The 21,608-nt window shown below is 36.3% G+C and carries 13 protein-coding genes, 1 tRNA gene and 1 pseudogene; 6 read left to right on the forward strand and 9 right to left on the reverse strand.

Annotated features, from left to right (window positions below; translation table 11 throughout):
* Positions 1–7 precede the first annotated feature (7 nt).
* The 3 genes from PUH65_RS06475 to PUH65_RS06485 all read right to left on the reverse strand — a co-directional run bounded on the left by PUH65_RS06475 (position 8) and on the right by PUH65_RS06485 (position 5,839).
* On the reverse strand, positions 8–382 hold the full coding sequence (locus PUH65_RS06475; protein WP_305519040.1) for a hypothetical protein: 375 nt from the start codon (positions 380–382) through the stop codon (positions 8–10).
* Positions 383–451: 69 nt separating this feature from the next.
* Entirely contained in the window at positions 452–922 is a 471-nt protein-coding gene (locus tag PUH65_RS06480) for an Lrp/AsnC family transcriptional regulator (RefSeq protein WP_305519041.1), read from the reverse strand.
* Between the two features lie 132 nt (positions 923–1,054).
* Positions 1,055–5,839 carry a translocation/assembly module TamB gene (locus tag PUH65_RS06485; protein WP_305519042.1) on the reverse strand — a complete coding sequence of 1,595 codons (4,785 nt, stop codon included), beginning with the start codon at positions 5,837–5,839 and terminating at the stop codon, positions 1,055–1,057.
* Positions 5,840–5,843: 4 nt separating this feature from the next.
* On the opposite strand from PUH65_RS06485, the gene tsaD reads away from it, so the two are divergent.
* Together tsaD and PUH65_RS06495 are read left to right on the forward strand one after the other, a co-directional pair.
* On the forward strand, positions 5,844–6,875 hold the full coding sequence (gene tsaD / locus PUH65_RS06490) for a tRNA (adenosine(37)-N6)-threonylcarbamoyltransferase complex transferase subunit TsaD (protein WP_305519044.1): 1,032 nt from the start codon (positions 5,844–5,846) through the stop codon (positions 6,873–6,875).
* 157 nt (positions 6,876–7,032) lie between these two features.
* A complete protein-coding gene (locus tag PUH65_RS06495; protein ID WP_305519045.1) occupies positions 7,033–7,725 on the forward strand; it encodes a 16S rRNA (uracil(1498)-N(3))-methyltransferase in 693 nt (230 codons plus the stop codon).
* Between the two features lie 28 nt (positions 7,726–7,753).
* Here the strand turns inward: PUH65_RS06495 and PUH65_RS06500 are convergent, their stop codons facing one another.
* On the reverse strand, positions 7,754–8,413 hold the full coding sequence (locus PUH65_RS06500) for an RNA methyltransferase (RefSeq protein ID WP_305519046.1): 660 nt from the start codon (positions 8,411–8,413) through the stop codon (positions 7,754–7,756).
* Positions 8,414–8,695: 282 nt separating this feature from the next.
* On the opposite strand from PUH65_RS06500, the gene PUH65_RS06505 reads away from it, so the two are divergent.
* A complete protein-coding gene (locus tag PUH65_RS06505) occupies positions 8,696–9,715 on the forward strand; it encodes an asparaginase (RefSeq protein ID WP_305519047.1) in 1,020 nt (339 codons plus the stop codon).
* Positions 9,716–9,785: 70 nt separating this feature from the next.
* A tRNA-Ser gene (locus tag PUH65_RS06510) sits at positions 9,786–9,872 on the forward strand.
* Positions 9,873–10,060: 188 nt separating this feature from the next.
* Here the strand turns inward: PUH65_RS06510 and ppk1 are convergent.
* From ppk1 to PUH65_RS06535, 5 genes are read right to left on the reverse strand one after another with little or no spacing between them, the layout of a single operon-like run.
* Complete coding sequence (ppk1, locus tag PUH65_RS06515) at positions 10,061–12,079, reverse strand: polyphosphate kinase 1 (protein ID WP_305519048.1); 2,019 nt, start codon at positions 12,077–12,079, stop codon at positions 10,061–10,063.
* 24 nt (positions 12,080–12,103) lie between these two features.
* Positions 12,104–12,976 carry a hypothetical protein gene (locus PUH65_RS06520; RefSeq protein ID WP_305519049.1) on the reverse strand — a complete coding sequence of 291 codons (873 nt, stop codon included), beginning with the start codon at positions 12,974–12,976 and terminating at the stop codon, positions 12,104–12,106.
* Positions 12,977–12,986: 10 nt separating this feature from the next.
* Positions 12,987–16,652: a metallophosphoesterase gene (locus tag PUH65_RS06525; RefSeq protein WP_305519050.1), complete on the reverse strand. Its 3,666-nt coding sequence runs from the start codon at positions 16,650–16,652 to the stop codon at positions 12,987–12,989.
* A gap of 11 nt (positions 16,653–16,663) precedes the next feature.
* Positions 16,664–17,287 (reverse strand): Pycsar system effector family protein, encoded by a 624-nt coding sequence (locus PUH65_RS06530; RefSeq protein WP_305519051.1) that lies wholly within the window; start codon positions 17,285–17,287, stop codon positions 16,664–16,666.
* 1 nt (position 17,288) lies between these two features.
* A complete protein-coding gene (locus PUH65_RS06535; protein ID WP_305519052.1) occupies positions 17,289–20,138 on the reverse strand; it encodes a GAF domain-containing protein in 2,850 nt (949 codons plus the stop codon).
* Positions 20,139–20,381: 243 nt separating this feature from the next.
* Between PUH65_RS06535 and PUH65_RS06540 the strand changes: the two genes are divergently transcribed.
* Entirely contained in the window at positions 20,382–20,699 is a 318-nt protein-coding gene (locus PUH65_RS06540) for a GNAT family N-acetyltransferase (protein WP_305519053.1), read from the forward strand.
* 21 nt (positions 20,700–20,720) lie between these two features.
* Positions 20,721–21,600, forward strand: a pseudogene (locus PUH65_RS06545) (pirin family protein); the annotation flags it as partial.
* Positions 21,601–21,608 lie beyond the last annotated feature (8 nt).

A 21,608-nucleotide genomic window follows, 5' to 3' on the forward strand; every position in this document is an offset into this window, starting at 1 on the left:
AAATTTGTTATTTAAAAAATTGCCATTTCGGAATAATCGCCAATAATCCCACTCCTACGAATAGAAACATATTAGTAACATCCGTGTAAAGAAACGTGGAAAGGAAATAATTATGTGCTAAAAAATGAATCACCAATGCGGCCGGAAATAGGTATACGCCCATCTTTCTGTAAAAATAAATTACAATTACAGAGGCAATCATTATTAAATCTACTAGAAAAATAAAATAGAAATATCCTGTCGGAATATTAAGATCCAAATGTTGCGTATATTCATCATGGTCAATTCCCACACCCATCAGGGAAAAAAAGAGGAGCGCTGCCAAGGTTAAAACAAATCCAAAATCCTTCTTTGGACTTTCACCTTCAAAATTATCATTCATAATGGTAAAAATAAAAAAACTTTTGATAAGAAATCAAAAGTTTTAGTTTTTGTTGATATAAATCACAGTTTAGATAGAAACCGCTTGAATTAATCTGTTTTTATCTGAAATATGCTCTTCCATAGAGATCATACTTTCAGTTCTCATTACATCTTGAATGTCATCAATCTGATAAATGATTCTTTTTGCGTCCTCTGTATTCTTAGCTTTTACTTTGCAGAAAATATTGTATTTCCCAGAAATAACACTTGCTTCAATTACATTAGGAATTGTTGTAAGTTCCTTTAAAACTTCCTGCGTTCTGTTTGACTTGGTCAAAAGAATCCCAATAAATGCAGTAAAATGGTAATCTAATTTTGAATAGTCGATGTTTAGAGAAGAACCTAAAATAATTCCCGCATCTTCCATTTTCTTAACCCGTACATGGATCGTCCCCGCCGATACATCCATTTGCTTTGCAATTTCTGTAAAAGGCATTCTGGTATTTTCAACTAAAAAATCCAGAATTTTCTTGTCTATTTCGTCAAGCTGATAATTCATTTTTTATGCTTTTATATATTTATTAATAGTATGTCTATTTTTTTGCAAATTTACAAAAAAATATGAATACATGAAAATAATATGAAACATTAATAAATTTTAACTAATAATAGACCTTTTGCGTTAATATTCTTATTTTATGGTTGTGTTTTTAACGGAATCTGTTTTAATTTCAACGGTTTTAGACTCCTTATTTTTATTCTTTTTCTTTCTTTTAAAGATGGTATTAAAACTTTTACTATAAACTACCCCAGCACCATAACTTTGGTTAGCACCCGCATTTCCCGCCGAAGTTCCGTTAAGTCCAATATTGGTTGGCTTAGAGTACGCTCGTAATAATCTAGTGCCATCATTATTTTTAGACCAGTCATATTCTACAATCCCCTCACCAGACAAATAATCACTTCCCGCATTTTCCGATTTCGAAATCGGGATTCCCAAACCTGTTTTTACTGTAATTCTTGGTGATAAAGCAAAACTTAAACTTGCATTGGCTCGATCTCCCGTATTGGATCCCGCATCGCCCTTTAAATAATTTAAATCCACCTGAAATTCATTACTAATGGTATTTAGCACCGATCCAAGTTGTTTGAATAGCATATTGTAACCTGAACTCTCCGCAAAATTCCCAATATTAATATCGAATCCTCCGGAGTTGCTGACATTGAAACTATTGAGCACCAAAACTGACCCGAATTGAATAATCTTTTCATCTTCATTGCTCATTTTTTCGGCAAGAGTTTCTTTTAGATTACTGGACACATCTTGCGCAGAAACACCTAAATCAATTTTTGGATTATTAAGTGTTTGTGTAATTTTGGTCGAAAGCAAAACATTAATTGGTGGCAAACTCGTCATGTTAAGATATTGTCCGGCATTGGTAACAGTTCGTAAATAGGTTGCATTTATATCGAGTTGTGGTGCAATCGGATCGCCATCCCAACGAATTGAACTTGCTTTTGCAATCTGAAATGTTCGGTTAAGAATTGCTTTAGACACAAAAGTTCCGTTATCAACGATATAATTTCCATTCATGGAAATAGCACCAGTTCTGCTCATTGTAAATCGAAGTCTTTCAGAATTTCCGCGTACTGTAATATCCCCGATATCATCGCCTACCAAAACATTTACGGTTGTTCCTTTATCTACTGCTAAATTGAAATCAACATTCATATTTGCGCCAGTTCTTTTCTTTTTCTCCGTAGTGACCGCTCCAGTTTCATCACGTTTTAAAAACCTCAACATTTTAAATTCTTCAACATTTGTTGCCGAATTAGAGTTAAAGGTAAACACAGAATTATTCAAGGCGCGCATCTCAGGAGTCGAAATACTTAATCCAGAAACAGGTCCGTCAACATACACCGTTCCGTTACCGTAAACCCTGCCCCAAAATAAATCGTTATCTTTTTGAGTGGTATTCAACAACAATAAGTTTTCTGCCCTCATTACTAAGTTGACTCCCATTGAGGATAGTGTTTCAAATTGAATTGCACCAGAAATAGATCCTAGCGAGTTGGATCTGCCATCTTTAACACCAATATCATTCAGGATTGCCAAACCTCTTGATAGTGAAACTACGGTATCATCAAAAGAATAATCAACACCCGTAAAATCAAGTTTTAACCCAAATTTTTTCAGCGCGATATCCCCACTATAATCTATATCATTCAATTGTCCAGCAATTCTTAAATCACCAGACGCCTTACCCCGGATATTAGAAAATATTCCCTCTACGAATTGCTGCGCAAAAGCCACATCAAATTCATTCATTTTAGCGACTAAATCCAGTGACGGTGAGGCGGTATTATTATTAATGGTTCCGGTAAGATGGAGATTATTGTCCCCTAAAATTCCGGTTGAAAGCACTTTCACATCAACATCAAAGACATTAGGAATGGGACTGTTTTTGGTAGAAATCTCGATTGTTCCCATTTCATTACCATTCATAAAAATATCGGTGATATCTAAATCAATAAGTGGTTCCAGATTATTTTTATCCATTTTAATATTAAAGTTACCGTTGGCGATACCTTTAACATCCATTTCATTTTTATTCTTAATCAAAGCGAATACTTTGGCAATATCTAAATTCCGAACTTCACCTTCTGCCGAGAAATCTTTTGCCGATTTGAAAATAGCATCTTTCAAAAACAGTTCACTTTTATCTGAATAAAGACGTAAATTTTCAATCAAGAAATCACCCGTTTTCTTGCGATATGTTATAGCGTGACCTAAGTTTGGATCGGTATCTACGCTCCAGGCGACTTCATTAAACTTAACGGTAGTCGGTTCAAAACGGAAAACGAAATCACCCTCACTGTTGGTTGATTGATTTAGGTTTATGGTGTATTCCTTTAGTTCCTGTTTAATTTCTTCTTCTGGTGATCCCAATTTGAAGTTGGTGGCAATATGCAGAATTTGATTATTTTCATTGTTTCCACTTAAGGTAATATCTTTCAGAATATTTTGATTGTACTCAATCCGATCTATTTTTACCAGAATTTGCTCTTCTAAATTCGCGGTATTAATTCTGACCATTAACTGATCGACTATGGCACTGTCCTTAGAAATACGATCTCTTTCATTAACTTTATAATCCGGATTGGCTTTTGCGAGTGCTTTATCTGCTTCCGTGATTTCTTCTTTTTTAGTCATCACGTACTTCAGCGTCTCTGCATCAACATTTAGAATCAGATTATTGGAGTTCCCATCGTAAGAACCGTCAATGGTCGCCCCTTTAGGAAGGTGAAGATCGGGCATAAAATAATTTACCAGACTTTGTTTCACCTCAAAATTCATGTCGAAATTTTGACCACGGTATAATTTTCTCGGTGGTGGGCCAACCAATATTTTACCAAAACCATTTTCTATCATTCCGGCCAAATCACCTAAATTAAATTTACCCGCGATTCTTCCAGTTACCGCACCTGGAGCATCAACAGAAACAATTCGATTTCCATTATCAAAAAACGCTTTTACATTGGCGTTCGGAATATAAAATTTTTGGGAAGGCGTAGCGAAATTAATATTTTGCAACTCGGCATCTAAAGTCAAATCATTGATGTTAGTCATCGATATTTTACCATCCACAAAGCCACTTACGGCCTGCGTTCTTTTCGCTCCTGTAAAATAATTAATGTTTAAATAATCCACATTTGCATTAACATCCGCATAAAGTTTTGATGTACTGAAATCGATGAGTCCTTTAATATTTGCTTTTGCCTCTTCGTCATTAACATTAATAATCCCATTGTATTTTTTATGATCCAGAATTCCTTCCAGATAAACATTATTAATGACTTTATCGGTAATCTCAATTTTAGCTATTTGAGATCGGGTGCGGATCACCATGGTATTTACATCGAAACTTCTGCCTTCTACATTGAACTTTCCACTGATTAAACCGACTTCTTTACTTTTTGTAATCACTGATGTATTCAAATCATTCACCTCAGCGAAACCTCTGTATTTTGGAACATCTGTACTAAAATCTTCCAGATAAAATTGATTGATTTTTGCCTGACCAATACCTGTAACTAATTTCGCATTGGGCACATAAACCTGTTTAGGAGTCACTCGCGCTGCACCGTCAAATTTTATTCTACCAAAATCATCGGCAAAGTTTTTCATTTTTGATGAGATGAACGTCGGCATCATCGCCTTCAAATCTTTGTAGGTAAAATCAGTTGAGAGCGTGTTCGTTTCAATCTGAAAATTCCCTTTTAAGATATTAGAAATTTTCATCGATTTCGTTTTAATATTCACCTGTGGATCACGGATCAGGAAATCATTTAGCGTAAATTTATTTAATGGTCCCATCATTTTCCCGGAAATATTAATGGGTTTATAATTGTCCCAATCGGTCACAAAATAACTGATATCATAACCACTGATTTGACTTCCCTGTTGCAGTTGCATATCCCATTTCACTTTATCGGTAAAATCAGACCATGATCCATCATTCAGATTAAATTTAACATCACCTTGAAGCAAAGAATGATCCGTATTAAAAGTTAAGTCTTTAAGAAAAAGGAAATCGTGTCTTAAAGAAAAATTGGTTGAAAATGTATCTACAAAATGTTTTTTACCCCATCTTTCGGTGATAAATCTCATATTGTTAATTTGCGCAGAAACTTCGGGACCAACCACTTTCAAGTTGGGAACAACCAAATTAAGATTGGTAGCATTCAACCACTTTCCAGCTTCACCTTCTGTATTCTGATTAATAATCGAAACTTTTGAATTCGTAATGGAGACCCTTGATTTTAACTGAAAAGGTTCTCTTTTTACGGTTGGTGCTGGACCATTAAATAAATCCACAAACCGAATAAAATTAGAAATACTATCCCCTTTATAAGTAATTACTTTAAGGTCAAGTTCATCTAAAGACAGGGATTGAAACTGTAAATTTCGAGAATTGCTAATGATGGAAAACCAGTCAGAATCGGCATAAAGTTCCTTTGCTTTTAAAAACGGAAAATTCTGGTGGTCTTTTACCGCAACTTTGTGAATATGTATATCACCAAAATAATTCACATCAACACTTTCGAAAGACATTTTTGAATTTAAATCTTCATTCAGTTTAGAAATAACTTTCTGGGCTGCCCAGTTTTTAGTTGCTGGTAAACTTACGATAACGATGAATGATAGAACCAAAAATAGTGCAGTCCAAAAGATTACGAGCAATAATTTTGCCCACCATTTATAACTGGTAACATCTTTTGCGGCCTGTTCACCAAATTCTTTCGCGGTTTCTACAGGATGATTAATGGCGTCTGATGCGAGGTTTGTTGCCCCTTTCACCGTTTCTTTCACGGTATCCTGAACATTTTCTACGCCTTTTTGCACAGAATCACCAATGTTTTCCGCAATCGATTTTTTGTTTTCTTTATCGTTATTATTCTCTAAATTTGCCATTGTTATGAGTGACTCAATAATTTTAGGGATAGAATCTTCTTGCGACGACACCTCTGCGGCTGTTCTCAAAGGTAATAATATTCTTTCCAACATCGCAGCCAATCAGGAAATCCACAACGAATATGGTGGCGTGGTTCCAGAATTAGCGTCTCGTGCGCATCAACAAAACATGATCCCAGTTGTTGAAAAAGCAGTCAATAAGGCAAATATACGTAAAAAAGATATTTCTGCGATTGGTTTTACACGCGGTCCCGGACTTTTGGGATCTTTGTTGGTAGGTACTTCTTTTGCAAAATCTTTAGCGATGAGTTTAGAAATTCCGCTAATTGAAGTGAATCACCTGCAAGCGCACATTCTAGCACATTTTATTGATGACGCAAATCCGCAACCTCCGAAATTTCCCTTTTTATGTTTAACCGTTTCCGGCGGACATACCATGATTGTTTTGGTGAAAGATTATTTCGATATGGAAATTATTGGAAAAACCATAGATGATGCTGCTGGTGAAGCATTTGACAAAATTGGTAAGATTTTCGGCTTAGATTATCCGGCAGGACCTATTATTGACAAATTATCAAAAAATGGCGAAGAAAATTCCTTTAAATTCAATAAACCGCGAATAGAAAATTACAATTATTCTTTTAGTGGAATTAAAACTTCGGTACTTTATTTTATTCAAAAAGAAGTTCGTAAAAATCCAGATTTTATTAAAGAAAATATTGATGATTTATGTGCTTCGGTTCAAAAAACTCTTGTCGAAATTTTAATGGACAAACTGGAAAAAGCAGCCTTAGAATTAAATATCAATGAAGTGGCAATTGCAGGTGGAGTTTCTGCGAATTCCGGATTAAGACAAGCAATGCAGAAAAACGCAGAAAAATTAGGCTGGAATATTTACATTCCGAAATTTGAATACACGACTGATAATGCAGCCATGATTGCAATGGTTGCCAAGTTAAAATACGATCGTGGTGAATTTGCCGATTTATCAATTTCTGCGACGGCGAGATATGACATTGAGGAAAGTTTTAAATAGTTGATGATTGACAGTTGATAGTTGGGTAAAAAATACAACAAAATCTAAAGCCACAAAGTGGTGATATCAATAGCAAAGAGTGAAGTGAAGCCCTTTGGAAATGAAATAGAAACAAGCAAATTATAGCCACGACGTGGAGAAATAAAACAAACAAATAATGAAACTTTTTTTTGGAGAAGTAATTCCTGAAGTTAAAATTAACGAAGAAGAACAAACGCATATCGTAAAAGTATTGCGAATGCGATCAAGCGAAGAAATTTTCGTGACCGATGGAAAGGGAAATCTCGCAAAAGGAAATCTTCATTTTGAAGGAAAAAAAGTTTCACTTGATGTTGTAGAAATTAAAGAAAATCTGCCGAACTTTTCGACTCAACTACATATTGCCATTGCGCCGACTAAGAATATTGACCGCATCGAATTCTTTGTGGAAAAGGCAACCGAAATGGGAATTGCTGAAATCACTTTATTACAAACTGAAAAAACAGAACGTAAAAACCTCAATATTGATAAATTGCGAAAACAAAGTATTGCCGCTTCAAAACAAAGTTTACGTTTTCATTTTCCAATCATTAATGACCTTACGAAGTTTTCTGATTTTATTAAAGAAGTAGATTCAACAAATACTTTTGTTGCTCATTGTAATGAAAATTTAGAACGAATTGCTTTAAAAGACATTGAACCTCAAGAAAAAATCACATTTTTAATTGGACCAGAAGGTGATTTTTCTGATAAGGAGATTCAAATCTTAGCAGAAAAAGGCGTGAAAGCAGTTTCACTCGGAAGCCAAAGATTACGCACGGAAACTGCGGGCGTTTTTGTTGCAGCCTGGAATTATGAGAAAATGATGTGATGATCTGAAAATTATCAGTTCAGTAAAATTAGATATTTTCTCTCAAATATTTTGCTAAAATCTGTTCGCCACTTTGCAAAGAGTTTACAGCCCAACGAACTTTCATTTCCCAAAGTTTTTCTTCTGAAAGTTTGTAATCGAGATTCGACCTCATTAATTTCTGTTTAAGATCATAAACGCAAATTGCAGCCGCGACAGAAACATTAAAACTTCTCGTAAATCCATACATCGGAATCGCTAAAGTTTCATCAGAGAAATCTAAAATTTCGTCGGTTACGCCTTCCGCTTCAGTTCCGAAAACCAAAGCAACGGGTTCTGTCATTTGAAAATCAGAAAGAAGAGTTGCGTTTTTCTCGGGTGAAACGGCAACGATTTTATAACCTCTGTTTTTAATTTGTTTGATGGAATCTAAACTGTGCGGAAGTCTTTCCACATCAACCCAAGTTTCTGCGCCTTTGGTAACACGCAGGTTTGGATTGAATTGATTCTCACTTTCCATCGCCACAATTTTATGAAATCCACATGCTTCTACAGAACGTACAATCGCCGCAGCATTTCGGAACTGATAAACATCTTCGATCACTGGCAAAACAAAATCGGAACTTTCGGGTGCGAAACGATTAATTTTCTCGAGACGTTCATCGGTTAAAAATTGTTGGAGATATTCGAAGGTTTTCTGATTATTCATGAGGTCAAAAATAAGGATTATTTCGGAAAATGGTGGGTTTTAAAATGCCACGGAAATACGAATTTTTATATTACGCATTCAGAATCTTTGTTAAGTTGAAAATTTACTTTTTTAAAACTGTTTTGTTTTGAAGCGGAATCTACGCCCCGGCTTGAACGGAGCTCTTTTTATTTGGTGGCCGAGCTTGCCGAAGCCACCAACTAAAAAAGCGGGAGTGGAAGACGGAAATAGGCGCCCAAAAAAGGATTTTTGTTATTCTGCGAAATGCTGTATTTTTGGAAGATGAAAAGAAAAGTGCTCCTGATTTATACTGGCGGGACAATCGGCATGGAAAAAGATTATGAAACCGGAAGTTTGATGGCGTTCGATTTTGGAAATATTTTTCAGAAAATTCCCGAAATGAAATTGATCGAGTGTGAAGTTTCTGTGTATCCGTTTCGGAAACCTTTGGATTCGTCGGACATGGGACCGAAAGAATGGAAAATGATTGCCAACCATATTGGTAAAAATTACGAAAATTACGACGGTTTTTTGATTCTTCACGGAACGGATACGATGTCTTATTCTGCTTCTGCTTTAAGTTTCATGTTAAAGAATTTGCGGAAACCAGTAATCTTGACAGGTTCACAATTACCGATTGGAGATTTGCGGACAGATGCAAAAGAGAATCTTTTGACTAGTTTGTATTACGCCAGTTTGTATGATCATGATGAGGCGGTGATTCAGGAAGTCGCGGTTTATTTCGAATATAAACTCCTTCGTGGAAACCGGACTTTGAAATATTCAGCCGAGTTTTTTGATGCCTATCAAACGCCTAATTATCCGGTTCTTGGTCAATCTGGTGTTCACTTAAATATTGAAAAAGATTTTTTGTGGCGTTCGAAAAATAACGAACCATTTACTGTGGACACGCATATTTCGCAAAACGTTTTGTTTTGGCGAATTTTCCCGGGAATGCATTTGAATCATTTCACGGAAATCCCTCAGGTGAAAGTTTTAGTATTGCAAGTTTTTGGCTCAGGAACGATATTTAATACGGCACAAACTAAGAAAATTTTACAACAACTTCGAGAGAACGGAACAGAAATCGTGGTGATTTCGCAATGTGTGTCGGGTGGAATTAGTTTTGGAAAATATTCTAATTCTAATATTTTCCGTGAAATTGATGCCATTAGTGGAAATGACATTACCGCCGAAAGCGCTATTACCAAAGCGATGCATCTTTTAGACAATCCAAATTACAGCGGAAGTTTTGCAGAAAATTATGTTAAAAGTCTGTGCGGAGAAGTTTCTGAAAATTAAACTTTCAAAATTTAGCGAATTCCGTTTTTAGAATTCAATAAATTACCCTATTTTTGCAGTCTTCAAATACAGAGGGGTGTCCGAGTGGCTGAAGGAGCTAGCTTGGAAAGCTAGTGTGCGGGCAACTGTACCGTGGGTTCGAATCCCATCCCCTCTACAACTAAGTCTTAAAATCAAGAACTCAACGGAATCAGGGACTAACGTTCCTGATTTTTTTTAGCCATATTCTTTGCTAATATTTATCTTCTTCCCCCAAATCTCTTACAAAACTTCTTATTTTCCGGGTAGAATTTCCCCATTGCCATTTTTTAATCGCGGTTACTCATTTTTTAGAATTGATTTTTTTTAAACCATATTTTTCTCCGCAATCCAGTGGTATATTTCTGTCTGCGAACGTTTTGGCTTTTCATTATCAATGATGATCCGCTCATTCCAACCTTCAGAATTGATTGTCCTTTTTTTGGTATTATCCTCTAACTGCATTTTGATGAACGTATTGATCTCTGCGCGGAGATTTTCATCTTTTATGGGGAAACCGACTTCTATTCGGCGGTTCAAATTTCTGCTCAGCATATCGGCCGAGGAAAGATAGATCTTCTCGTTCCCGCCATTGACAAATCGGTAAATGCGGCTGTGTTCCAAATACATATCGACGATACGGTAAATCTTAATATTTTCCGTAAATCCTTTAATTCCCGGTAACAATGTGCAGATTCCTCTAACGATCAGCGTAACTTGAACACCGGCTTGACTCGCTTCTACGAGTTTTCCAATAATTTCTTTTTCATCAACACCATTTACTTTTAAGAAAATCCCGGCTTCTTTTCCGGCTTTCCTATTTGCGATTTCTGTGTCGATCATGGCAATCAACTCGTCTTTCATATTGAAGCCTGCGACTAAAAGGTTTTTAATGACTGATGTTTTTTCGGTCGTTTTCAGAAAGGCAAAGACCTTTTTCAGATCGGTAGCATATTTCTTCTCCGATGTAAAAAAACCAAAATCCGAATAAATACTCGCGGTAGTTTCATTAAAATTTCCCGTAGATAAATAACTGTAAAATTTATTTTTGCCGGATTCATCTTTCATTGTCACCAGAGCAACTTTGGCGTGGACTTTTAAATTTGGCAAACTGTAAATGATTTTAATGCCCGCTTTCTTCATTTCCTTCGACCAATACAGATTATTATCTTCATCAAACCTTGCTTTTACCTCCACAAAAACAGTGACCTTCTTGCCGTTTTTTGCCGCGCTTATTAACGCATTAGCAATTAGTGACTGAGATGAGATACGGTATAAAGTAATTTTTATTTCGGTCACCCTTTTATGGATCGCCGCCTGATTAAAGAATTGCAAAACATAATGATACGACTGATATGGGAAATAGATCAGTTGATTTTGCTGATCAATACGGTCAAAAATAGAAATATTGTTTTCGAAAGGTAAATGATTCAACGGTAAAAAAGCCTGCGCCTGAAGTTTTGGTTTTAAAGGATTTGGAAATTTAAATAAATCAAAAAGATTGTGATGACTTCCTCCTTTGATCATTTCGTTATCATCCAGGTGAAAGGCTTTTTTGCAGATCAAAACCGTTTCGGGATCCATCGCCGCATCGTACAGGAATCGCGTGGAAGAACCTGATTTTCGCTCTTCGACTTTTGCTTCTATTTGGGCTACGAGGTCGCCGGAAGTTTCATCGGTGATCTTATAATTTTCGTCGCGGTTCAATTTGATCGCATCACAGGAAATAACTTCTTCCGTGGGAAAAATAAAGTGCAGACAGTTTTTGATCATCGTATCGAGTGAAATGATGAAATGTGTTTCTTCCTGCGGTTTTAAAAGGTGATAGCGCGGTATTTTATCCGATGGAATATTAAGATAAGCGTAGTTGAAATTTCCAGCACGGTCTTTTAATTTTACAAGCAAATATAAAGCACGGTTCTTTAAATAATAAGGTTTTGGAGCATTTCCGTCAATATAAACCACCTGAATGTAGGACAGAATGATGCTCTTAAAATAGTTTTCGATCTCCTGAAGATGTGCTTTTGAGATCTCCTGATTTTCGTATAAGTGGATTTTGTTTTTCGCCAGTTCCGGAACAATTTCTTCGCGCCAAATCTCGCCAAATTTATTTTGTTGCCTGTTTACTTCCGTTAAAATCTGATTTAAGAGCGCAGCGTTTTTCTCCGAATTTCCGACTAATAATTTATTGATCTTTACGCGAAAAAACTCATCCAGATTAGATGAATGTATCGCCAAAAATTTAATACGTTCGTAAAGCCGATTACTTTTATCCTGTGCTTCTTCTAAAATACAGTCGTTGAAGGAAAGCCACGAAATCTCTGCAGGAATAGTATATTTAGGCATTTAATTTTAATAATTTTAGTGAAACTAAAGACTCTTTTTCTTCACTGATTTTAAATTCAATTCATACAGATTACCACCCGTTTTTTTCACTCTTTCGTCACCAATCAATAGTGTTTCATTATTTTTAAAAGTTACGGCTTCTTTTTGAGAAAAATGGTCCAGATCGATTTCACTCATTTTACCATAGGCAATATTATCGGGAGAGAAATTTTCAAAAAGCCAGATCTTGGAATGCGACAAAAGCACAAATTTAGTTTGATCCGGACTTATGGCTGCACTTGTAATGGCGCAGTTTTGATAGTCTGAACAGGTCTTGATCGTTTTGATGAGTTCCCCTTTGTGATGTCCGGGAATATTTGGAATTTTATACACATAACTGCTGCCGTCAAAACCTTTGCTGCGATTTTTGGTAAAGAGATAAAAGTAATTTTGGTACTCGAAAAAACCTTCCACATCAAACATCAGTTCTTTTTTCTTTGGTGGAAAATCCTTTTGTTCAGGATATTCGAACGAAACGCAATAAGCAACTTCAGCCGTTTCACTTTTCAAATCTGACTGGTTGATTTTATAAATTGCAAGGTCTTTTCGGTCGTTCGCATTATTTCCAAAATCCCCGATGTAGAGATTTCCTTTCGTATCAAAAGTCAGATCTTCCCAATCATTATTTTCCGTATTATTCAGCGTGATGGTTTTCTGAATTTTCCCGGAGAGATCCAAAACCGTTACCTGATTTTCGTTGCCGCGATCTTCAATACTATAAATTAAATTGTTTTTGTAGGCAATTCCTGAAACTTCTTTCAAACTGTTCGGAAACTGAGCGACGTGTGTCAAAATCGTATTATTGGTACTGCATGACCATATTATGGCGGCAGTTGTTGCTAAAAATAATCTATTCATTTTTTTTAATTTAAAATTGAAAACCTAGAGAAAAAGCCAGTCTCAATCCGTCAATCGAATTGAATAATCCGAGATTGGCGCTTAATAAATCAGCCCCATTTACAAAAATTCCGCCACCGTAGGAATTGTTCCATTTGTCCGAATCTTCGCCTTTAAGCCAGATCCTTCCATAATCGAAACCACCATAAACACCAAGTTTTATTGGAATTATATTCGTTTTCATGCTGTTAAAAGTATAGCGAAGGTCCGTGTTTTGAAATAATGATTTTTGTCCCGAAAAACGTTGATTTCTAAAACCTCGCAATCCATCATTTCCACCGATGGAAGCGGCCTGATAAAACTCAAAATGATCATTAAAGATCAAATGACTTTTAATCTGCGTAGCGAGTACCAGTTTCCCGGAAGAAATTAGTTTATGCGTAAAACTCACTTCGGGAATCAGGTAGATGAAATTGCGTTTGGTATCTTCTAAACTTGTTTTAAAACCAACTTCCACGGCGGTTTTCATGCCAATTGTTGGAAAAACTTTATGATCATAATTCTCAAATTCAAATTTAGAATGGATACCGGCAAACTGATTGTTTTCAAAGACAGATTGCGGGATTTCGGTGGTATTAGCGATAAATCGACTGGCAGTTTTGTCTACCTCAACGGCGTTGTAAGAAGCCCCAAAAGCAACTTGAGCACCGCCGAACGCTTTGTAAACCAAAGAAGGCGCGATACCATATTCTTTAATTCTCACGCGGTGATAATCTTCGCCTAGACTTTCTTCTAAATTTTTAGTTTCATTACCATATCCAAAAAAGTTTTGGGTGAAATTAGCACTCTGGAAATTAGATGCAATTAAAAGATTCATGCGTCCAATGACGTTGGCAAATTCGCCTTTATAACTGAGTTCATAACCGCTCGTTGCAAAATAAAATGCACCTTTAAAATGATGTTTTGCGGTGAACGGATTTCTTTCAAAACCATAAGAAGTTAAGATCAAATTTCCACCAACTTTTAAACCATCATCCGGATTTGCGCCGACCAACATGCTGGTTTCTGTGGTATTTGTTTTGAGTTTTCGGTAATCGTATGTGTTCAGGTTATATCCATCGCTCAATTTTACGCTGGCATTTTTCGCCTGATCAACAGTGTTATTTTTGCTTTTATAATCATAGATATACACCTTTCTGCCGTCTTCTACTTTAAACTCGTCTTTATTTTGTCCGCCTATTAAGCGAATCTTAATTTTTTTAGTAGTTCCCGTCACTTCAAAAGTGTCATCATCATCTAAACCGTAAACCCAAATTTCTTTGGTCAGTTTTGGATCATAAATTTTATGAAGAAAAAGTTCAGTGCTGTCTTTCTTTTTGCGGAATAGAGAAAGTTCCACAGTTCCGTTGTCGTGGTTTTCAATTTTAACCAGATCATCTTTGTTGGTTCCGGTGATGACGCCGTATTTATTGATGACTTTAAAATAATCATCGGAGATCTTCTGTAAATTTTCTTTTCGGGCTTTCAACGTTTTTTTGATGAAAGCAACGGATTCATTGTGGGCTTCTTTTGGAATTTGGTTAAAGGCTTTTTCAATCACTTCATCCGTCAGATTATTTTGAATCAACCGAACCTGTTCATCCCAATCTTTTTTGTCTGAAGTTCTCACAAAAGCCATGTCCAAAGGATAAGGCTCTACATTGAAACCTTTAACATTTTTTAAATCATCGCTGTATTTTTTTAATAATTCTGCAGCGGGAAAAAATTCAGTGGCTGCACCCATGATTAAACCGTCCGACATTTTAGAAAACGCCTGATCTCGGTCTCTGGGTAAGGCTTTGTAAATTGTTTTCCCATTTTCTTTAAATTCCAACCAGCGCCACTGATCCTGATGGCGATCCCAGTCATTGATCAACATATCAAATAATCTGGATCGGATGTAAACCGTTTCATAAATTGCAAAACTTTCGTCGGAATGCAATTTTTTAAGCACATCATTAGTACTGATAATATTTCCCGTAAAGTTTTTTTCTTCAAGCGCTAAATTTCCATCGGAGGCTTGTTCTTCAATGATATACAACTCATCGCCAAATTCCGAATTGTAATCTCCCAGGGCTTTTTGTTTTGGAATATAATATAATTTGGGGTTCAAATGATAAATCCCGATCGGATCCGAAAGCGCTGGAATTACTAAGGGTGCAAATGGATAAGAACCCGTAAAAATATCCATAACGAGTTTTTCCGTGGCGGTATTTTTAAATTGAGGCTCAATGTATTGGTCTTTAAAAAGCAGCGACTGTAAATATTGGGTCGCATTTTTTTTCACCGCGCGCATCACATATTGTTTGCCGTCTTTGGTTTCCAGACGAAGGGTTTTGGACTGATTTCCGCCACCTTTTCTTATTGGTTTTAAGCCACCAAAAAGTGTTTCAAGATCAGCGGTTTCAGCGGTTACTGGAATACCATAACTTTCACGGTATCTTTTTCCCCATAAAAATTGGTAAACACCAGATTTTTCTGTCGCTTTTGGATCATAAACTGAACTTTTCATTTCAGCCGGAAACTGCGGACCGAAATTGAATTGGCGCGCCGTGTTATCCGGTTTTAAAACTTGCTGCTGATAAACCGTTTTACCATTATTACTATCAATAAATCTTAAAAATGATGAATTATCCTCGAAAACATCGAGAATCCCGTAACCATTAACACCATAAGAAAACTGACCGCCTTTGACATTTCGGGTTGGATTTAATTTTGATCCGGAACCGCTGATGATTTGCGGAATCTGATCATTAATGATGTACTGCAAATTATGGTCGTGCCCGGAAACGAAAATCACATTATCATTCTGTTGTGCCGCTGCAACGAGGTATTTGCTTAATTCGTTATAGAATTTATTTTCAATATCCGTATTGGAAATTCCAGTTGTTTCGCGCAGTAAATTTTTCAAACTTCCTAATATCGGTGCGGGAGTCAGATGACTTTTAAAAGAATATTCGCCGCCGTGAGATCCATTGGTAAAAACAGGATGATGCAGCGCAACGATGGTTGTTTTTCCGCGGGCTTTTTTAATTTCATCCCGAAATTCATCCAGAAAATCCGTCCTTGTTTTGATATCACAATTATCGTTAATGGTTGGTTGCCGATCCCAATTCGTGATGTACCACTGCGAATCTACCGTAAGTAAAACAACGTCGTCGCTGATCTTTACTTTATCAATGGGGCATCCGTTTTTTGGTAGAAAAGATTTTTTGCCAAGTTGCTGCTCTACAAAGATCTGTTCTCTCTTCAATCCTACTACTCCATTGCTGTACCAATCGTGATTTCCCGGAATAAAGAGTGTTTTTCCTTTAAACGAAGCAGCCAGATCGATTTGATTCTGAATATTTTGTTCCGCATCTTTTCGGTTCTTATCGTTTTCTTCCGGCATTCCAGCGGGATAAATATTGTCGCCTAAAAAAATGAGCGTACTGTTTTCTGAGGCAACATTTAAGTGATCAACCAATGCATTGGAGTTGTTAACCGTGTCTTTTACCAAACCCAATCCTGCATCACCAAGCAGGAAGAATGTATGCACCGGCTTTTTATCTATCGGAAATATTTCTTCTTTGTAATCCTTACTGTACTGCGGCTTGAAGGTCGCACAGGATTGTACAGCAAAAAGTAAAAAGGCGATATAGAAGAAAAATTTGATCATAAGCGTTTTATTTATCTTAGGGCAAAAGCAATCAAATAAGCCAGTACAGAAATGATAATTCCTACCATAAATACATTATAAGTATTTCTCAGCAACCGGTATTTTTGTTCTAAAACAATTCCGAGGTTATAGAGGTCTTTGATCATTGAATTGTAAATATATTCCCGGTCTTTCATCAACTCGTTCATGGCCCAATTGTAATCATCGTAGGACATTTTGTAAAAGTTCCCGAAAAACAAAAGATTCACCTTTTTCTCATCGACTTCATTTCTGCTGAAACTTCCTTTTGTTACTCGTGGTCTTGTTGCCAAAATCGCAAAAACAATAGACACCAAACTACTGACAATCAATATTAAAGTAGGAATGATTAAATGCGAATTACTTGGACTGTCCAGTTTCGGCACAATCGTAGAAAGCGAAACTGAGATGATGATCGCATTCACCGAAAGAATGATGTTTGCTTTATTATCAACAAAGCGGCTCAGATTATTGTGGTTGCTCAACGTCGTTCGAAACATGGTTTCCACGCCGCGTTCCAACCGCTCCGGTTTGGCTTCTTTGTTTTTCTTTTTTTTATCTTTCTCTTTTGGAAGTGCAGTTTCTAATGGTTCACTTTCCGGTATATTTTCATCCATTTTAGGCTTGGTTTAATAGTTTTTGTTCAATTAATTTTAAGTTTTCTTCTTTTAGTCTTTGCCAGTTTTCCTGTGCAAATTTAGTGTAATATTGATGTTTTTTCAAAAACTCAACATTAAGTTCATACCAATCGATGTCACAATAAGTATGGTCCGTGCAAGTCGCCCATTCGTCGCGCAATTTTCCTAAAATATTAGGATAATTTTCATGTGCAAGATGCGCATTGTCGGCATCTTTCATTATTTTTTCAAACAGCGTTTTGGGCGTATAATTAAAAGTAGTGGCCGAAATAAGTGCACTTACTTTTTGCTGAATTTCATCCGAGGCATTTTGCTTTTTTAAAAATTCCATGGCGATCTCTACACTTTTTTGTTCATGATTTTCATCGCCTTCTACATAACCGGCGTCATGAAACCAGCCTGCAAGCAGAAGAATCCCAGTCATTTGCGGATCAGTTTTTTCCTGCTCACAAAGTATTTCTATGGCTTTTACCACATTTTGAGTATGTTCCAGATTGTGATAGGAATATTTGCAGTCTAATCTTTCTTTAAATAAATCCGAAATAAATTTCTTGGCTTCGATAAGTAAAGAATTGTCGGTATGTTTTACTTTTACACGCAAGGCTTTTAAACCGGAAACACCCTGTAAATCTTCGACTTCCAGTTTTTCGATTTCGTGGTCTAAAACATTTTTATGCTGCAGGTATTTAATGTATTTGGTATATTCTTTTTCTTCCGAAATGTTAGAGTAAACAATGGTTATTTTTTCTTTCTGCGTGATGCGTTCGTTCGTATTTTTTACAAAGGCTTTATCAATTCTTTTTTTAACAACTTCATATCGGGCGTTGTAAGAGCCATCAACATCGAAACGCTTTTCATCCATCCTGAAACGGATTGAAATTGGAGAAGAGAAAACCAAAATCAAAGAAGTCACATCCAAAGTGTAGGGTAAAGTCGTCTTTAACTGATGATGTTCCAGTTCCATTTCGCACAAAGTTTCCAGTTGCCATAACCGCAAATTACTCAGATACATGGGATTGTACGTTTCGTCCGGTGAAATAGAGGCGCCAATGTATAAATTATGTTCTACGCCGTCGGTTTTGAATCGTTCGTAATAATGCGGGAATATTTTCTGAGCCTGTTGCTGTTTTTCGTCCAGGATCGCCGCCAGATTTTTATTGATGGTCATAATCGTATCATCAAAATCTTTTCGGGTTTCGTAAAACATGCCGGTTTTCACATCCAGTTTTTGGAAATAGACATTGATTAATTCTTCTGATTTTTTATTTAAAGACGTATTCTTTAAAAAGGTATGAATTTCAGTTTCAATATAATGATGAACAATTTGCTCAAAATTATTTTTAAAATCTTGATCGATCTCCAATAAAAAACTTTGCAATTCGAATTTTTTCTGCTCGATGACCACGATTTTCTTTTCGAAATTCAGCGTTTCGAGGATTTCGATAAGTTGATGGAGTTGCTCCTTAAGATCTTTAATAATGGCCGTATTCCGGTTTTCAGACGAACCTTTAATATCAATCTGGCCGTATAAAGGATACACCTCTTTGAACACAATTTCTTTGAAGGTATAATTTTGTAGAAATTGATTGGAGTAAAAATAATTTTTGGCTTCTCTTTTAAATTTCCAGTAAACGCTGGGATGAATTGCCGTATATTCCCGTTGAATAATCGCTTCAAGGTGATTCACCATTGCGTTTTGGTTTTTTTCAATGGTGTCGGTAAGATAAGGAAGTACGAGTTCCAATTTACTAGCATTGACGGAATTTAAAGCCCGTTCTGTAGGCGATGCCAATTCAATCAAACCTAATAATTTTTCCCCTTTTCTTACGGGTGCCAGTAAAAAACTTTCAATTCCCTGGCTCAATAAATTAGCAGAAAAACGGTCATTCGCTCGCGTCAAGGCATATTCAGTCACGTTCGGTATTACAAAATGCCGATTGTTTTCAATCAGACTTTCATAAGAACAACCGCACAGCGCATTTTTACAATCTGCTTCTTTTTCATTAAGAAGAATAAAACTCTGCAGATTTCCATTATTAAAATTAGGTCTTACAAACTGATCATCATCTTCGTCATAGAGCGTTAACCCAATTTTTAAATCCGGAATATTAAATACCGACCGGAAAATAGTTTCAAAAGTTTCGCTGAGATTTTCTTTTTCGAGATCGGGTTTTAAAAGATTGGTTTTCAAAGTAGAAACCGCGCTTTCTATGGTAACATCTACCAAAGTCATGATCGCAAAACCCTTCAAAATCCAGGAACGCTCCGGAAATGCTTTTTTCCACAAATCCAGATCATCATAATGATCAACCAAATTATCGATCTCTTTTTGATTTAAAGGCAGCATTTTTTCAGTAGGAAAAATCTCCAGAAAATCGGCGTTATATAGAATTCGATAATGCTTTACGATCTCATTTTCATGCTCAATATCAAAGAATAAAGGTTTCCCAAAATCAATATTTTGATTGTAATAACGGTTCAGAATCAACGTGCAGTTCATAATATAAAACTGGTGTTCGCTCATCCCTCTAATGCTGAAATCCGAAGACATTTCGGAACCCTTCAATATTTTCCGAAACCGTTCGCTGTAATTAAAGGTGATGTCATAAAAAGGAATCGTTGCGGCCTTTATTTCATTTTGAGTCAAAGCGGTTGGAAATAGATCTGCCAGTAAATATTGGATCAGATCCCGGTTTTTTTCAAGGAAATTTAAATCTTCAATTCCCGTGACAAACTCCGGCTGATCCTTAATTTGATTTAACAAAGCCTTCGCATAATTCGCGCGGTAATCAATATTCGAACCCGCAATTTCCTCTAAACTCTCTATCATTTTATGAAACGAAATCAGAATTTTGAATGGACTTGTATATTTGTAATTATCGATCATGTGTGTAAAAAATGCATTTTTATTAAGTAAAAAGCGTGTACAAAGATAATATCAATTAATTAATTGTAATCTATGAACATCATCGATTATACCTTTTTGCATCCGTTTTTTTTTATCATAGGATAATGAATGACTGGTCGTTATGTTTGTATTTTTGTTTTCAAATCAACTACAAATTGAAAAATTATGAAACCAGAATTTGAAAATATTCCACTCGTAAAAAACGAAAAAAAGAAGCGTTTTGAAATCGAAGTTAATGGTCATTTCGCCTTTATCAATTATGGCGATTTTGGAAACCAGGTTGCTTTGGTCCATACCGAAGCAGAACCGGAATTAGCCGGAACCGGAGCCGCCGCTGCAGTCGTAGAGAAAACTTTAGAGCACATTGAAAAAGAAGGCAAGTTGTTACTTCCGTTCTGTCCTTATGTTTTCGCCTATATTAAAAGACATCCGGAATGGAAAAGAATTGTAGATCCACATTTCAATGGTTACGACACGATTTAATTTTAATTAAAAATAAAGAAAATGCAATCAAACGTTGGACTTATCATCGAAGAAAAAGCGGCAGATATTGGTAATTTTTTAGTCGGAAGACTCTTGCCGTTTCGCGAAAAAAGAGCGGTTGGACCCTTTGTATTTATTGATCATATGGGACCGACCTGTCTGAAAGAATATCAGAATCTCGACGTTTTGCCGCATCCGCATATCGGACTTTCTACGCTGACTTATCTTTTGTCGGGATCGATCTTTCACCGCGACAGTATGGGAAATGCCATCGAAATTAAACCCGGGGAAGTGAATTGGATGACGGCGGGAAAAGGAGTCGTTCATTCTGAAAGAACTCCGGAATATTTGCGCGAATCGTCTATGTTCTTGCATGGTTTTCAGATCTGGATCGGACTTCCGAAAGAACTGGAACAAAGCGAACCTACCTTTTTTCATATCGGCAAATCTGAAATTCCGGAATGGGAAGAAAACGGTGTTGAATATAAACTGATCGCCGGTGAAATTATTGGTAAAAAATCGCCTGTTCCCGTTCACAGTCCGTTATACTTTTTAGAAATTAAAACTAAAAATGCGCAAAAAATAAATATTGGTGAGCATCTTTTTGGCGAAGTCGGAATGTATGTGATGGACGGAACCGTAAAAATTGACGGTCAGGAATTCGGTACGAAACAATTGCTGATTGCGAAAAATGCGACGCTTTGTGAATTTTTAGACGAAGGACGAAATTTCCGTTTATATTTTCGATGGCGAACCATTTTCTGAAGAACGTTTTATGTTCTGCAATTTTGTGAATTCTGATAAAGAAATGCTCGAAAAATCAAAGAAAAACTGGTGCGAGCAAAATCACGACGCCTTTGCACTTGTCATTGAAGATGATAAGGAATATGTGCCCTTGCCAAGATCTGT

The organism is Kaistella sp. SH40-3, from assembly GCF_030686865.1.
In the GTDB taxonomy this organism is placed as follows: domain Bacteria; phylum Bacteroidota; class Bacteroidia; order Flavobacteriales; family Weeksellaceae; genus Kaistella.

What these genes read in the sequence shown, in the direction of transcription:
- PUH65_RS06485 (WP_305519042.1), bottom strand. Translation starts at nt 5,839, where the DNA reads ATGGCAAATTTAGAGAATAATAACGATAAAGAAAACAAAAAATCGATT.
- PUH65_RS06480 (WP_305519041.1), bottom strand. Translation starts at nt 922, where the DNA reads ATGAATTATCAGCTTGACGAAATAGACAAGAAAATTCTGGATTTTTTA.
- PUH65_RS06525 (WP_305519050.1), bottom strand. Translation starts at nt 16,652, where the DNA reads ATGATCAAATTTTTCTTCTATATCGCCTTTTTACTTTTTGCTGTACAA.
- ppk1 (WP_305519048.1), bottom strand. Translation starts at nt 12,079, where the DNA reads ATGCCTAAATATACTATTCCTGCAGAGATTTCGTGGCTTTCCTTCAAC.
- PUH65_RS06535 (WP_305519052.1), bottom strand. Translation starts at nt 20,138, where the DNA reads ATGATAGAGAGTTTAGAGGAAATTGCGGGTTCGAATATTGATTACCGC.
- PUH65_RS06500 (WP_305519046.1), bottom strand. Translation starts at nt 8,413, where the DNA reads ATGAATAATCAGAAAACCTTCGAATATCTCCAACAATTTTTAACCGAT.
- PUH65_RS06530 (WP_305519051.1), bottom strand. Translation starts at nt 17,287, where the DNA reads ATGGATGAAAATATACCGGAAAGTGAACCATTAGAAACTGCACTTCCA.
- PUH65_RS06495 (WP_305519045.1), top strand. Translation starts at nt 7,033, where the DNA reads ATGAAACTTTTTTTTGGAGAAGTAATTCCTGAAGTTAAAATTAACGAA.
- PUH65_RS06505 (WP_305519047.1), top strand. Translation starts at nt 8,696, where the DNA reads ATGAAAAGAAAAGTGCTCCTGATTTATACTGGCGGGACAATCGGCATG.
- PUH65_RS06520 (WP_305519049.1), bottom strand. Translation starts at nt 12,976, where the DNA reads ATGAATAGATTATTTTTAGCAACAACTGCCGCCATAATATGGTCATGC.
- PUH65_RS06475 (WP_305519040.1), bottom strand. Translation starts at nt 382, where the DNA reads ATGAATGATAATTTTGAAGGTGAAAGTCCAAAGAAGGATTTTGGATTT.
- tsaD (WP_305519044.1), top strand. Translation starts at nt 5,844, where the DNA reads ATGAGTGACTCAATAATTTTAGGGATAGAATCTTCTTGCGACGACACC.
- PUH65_RS06540 (WP_305519053.1), top strand. Translation starts at nt 20,382, where the DNA reads ATGAAACCAGAATTTGAAAATATTCCACTCGTAAAAAACGAAAAAAAG.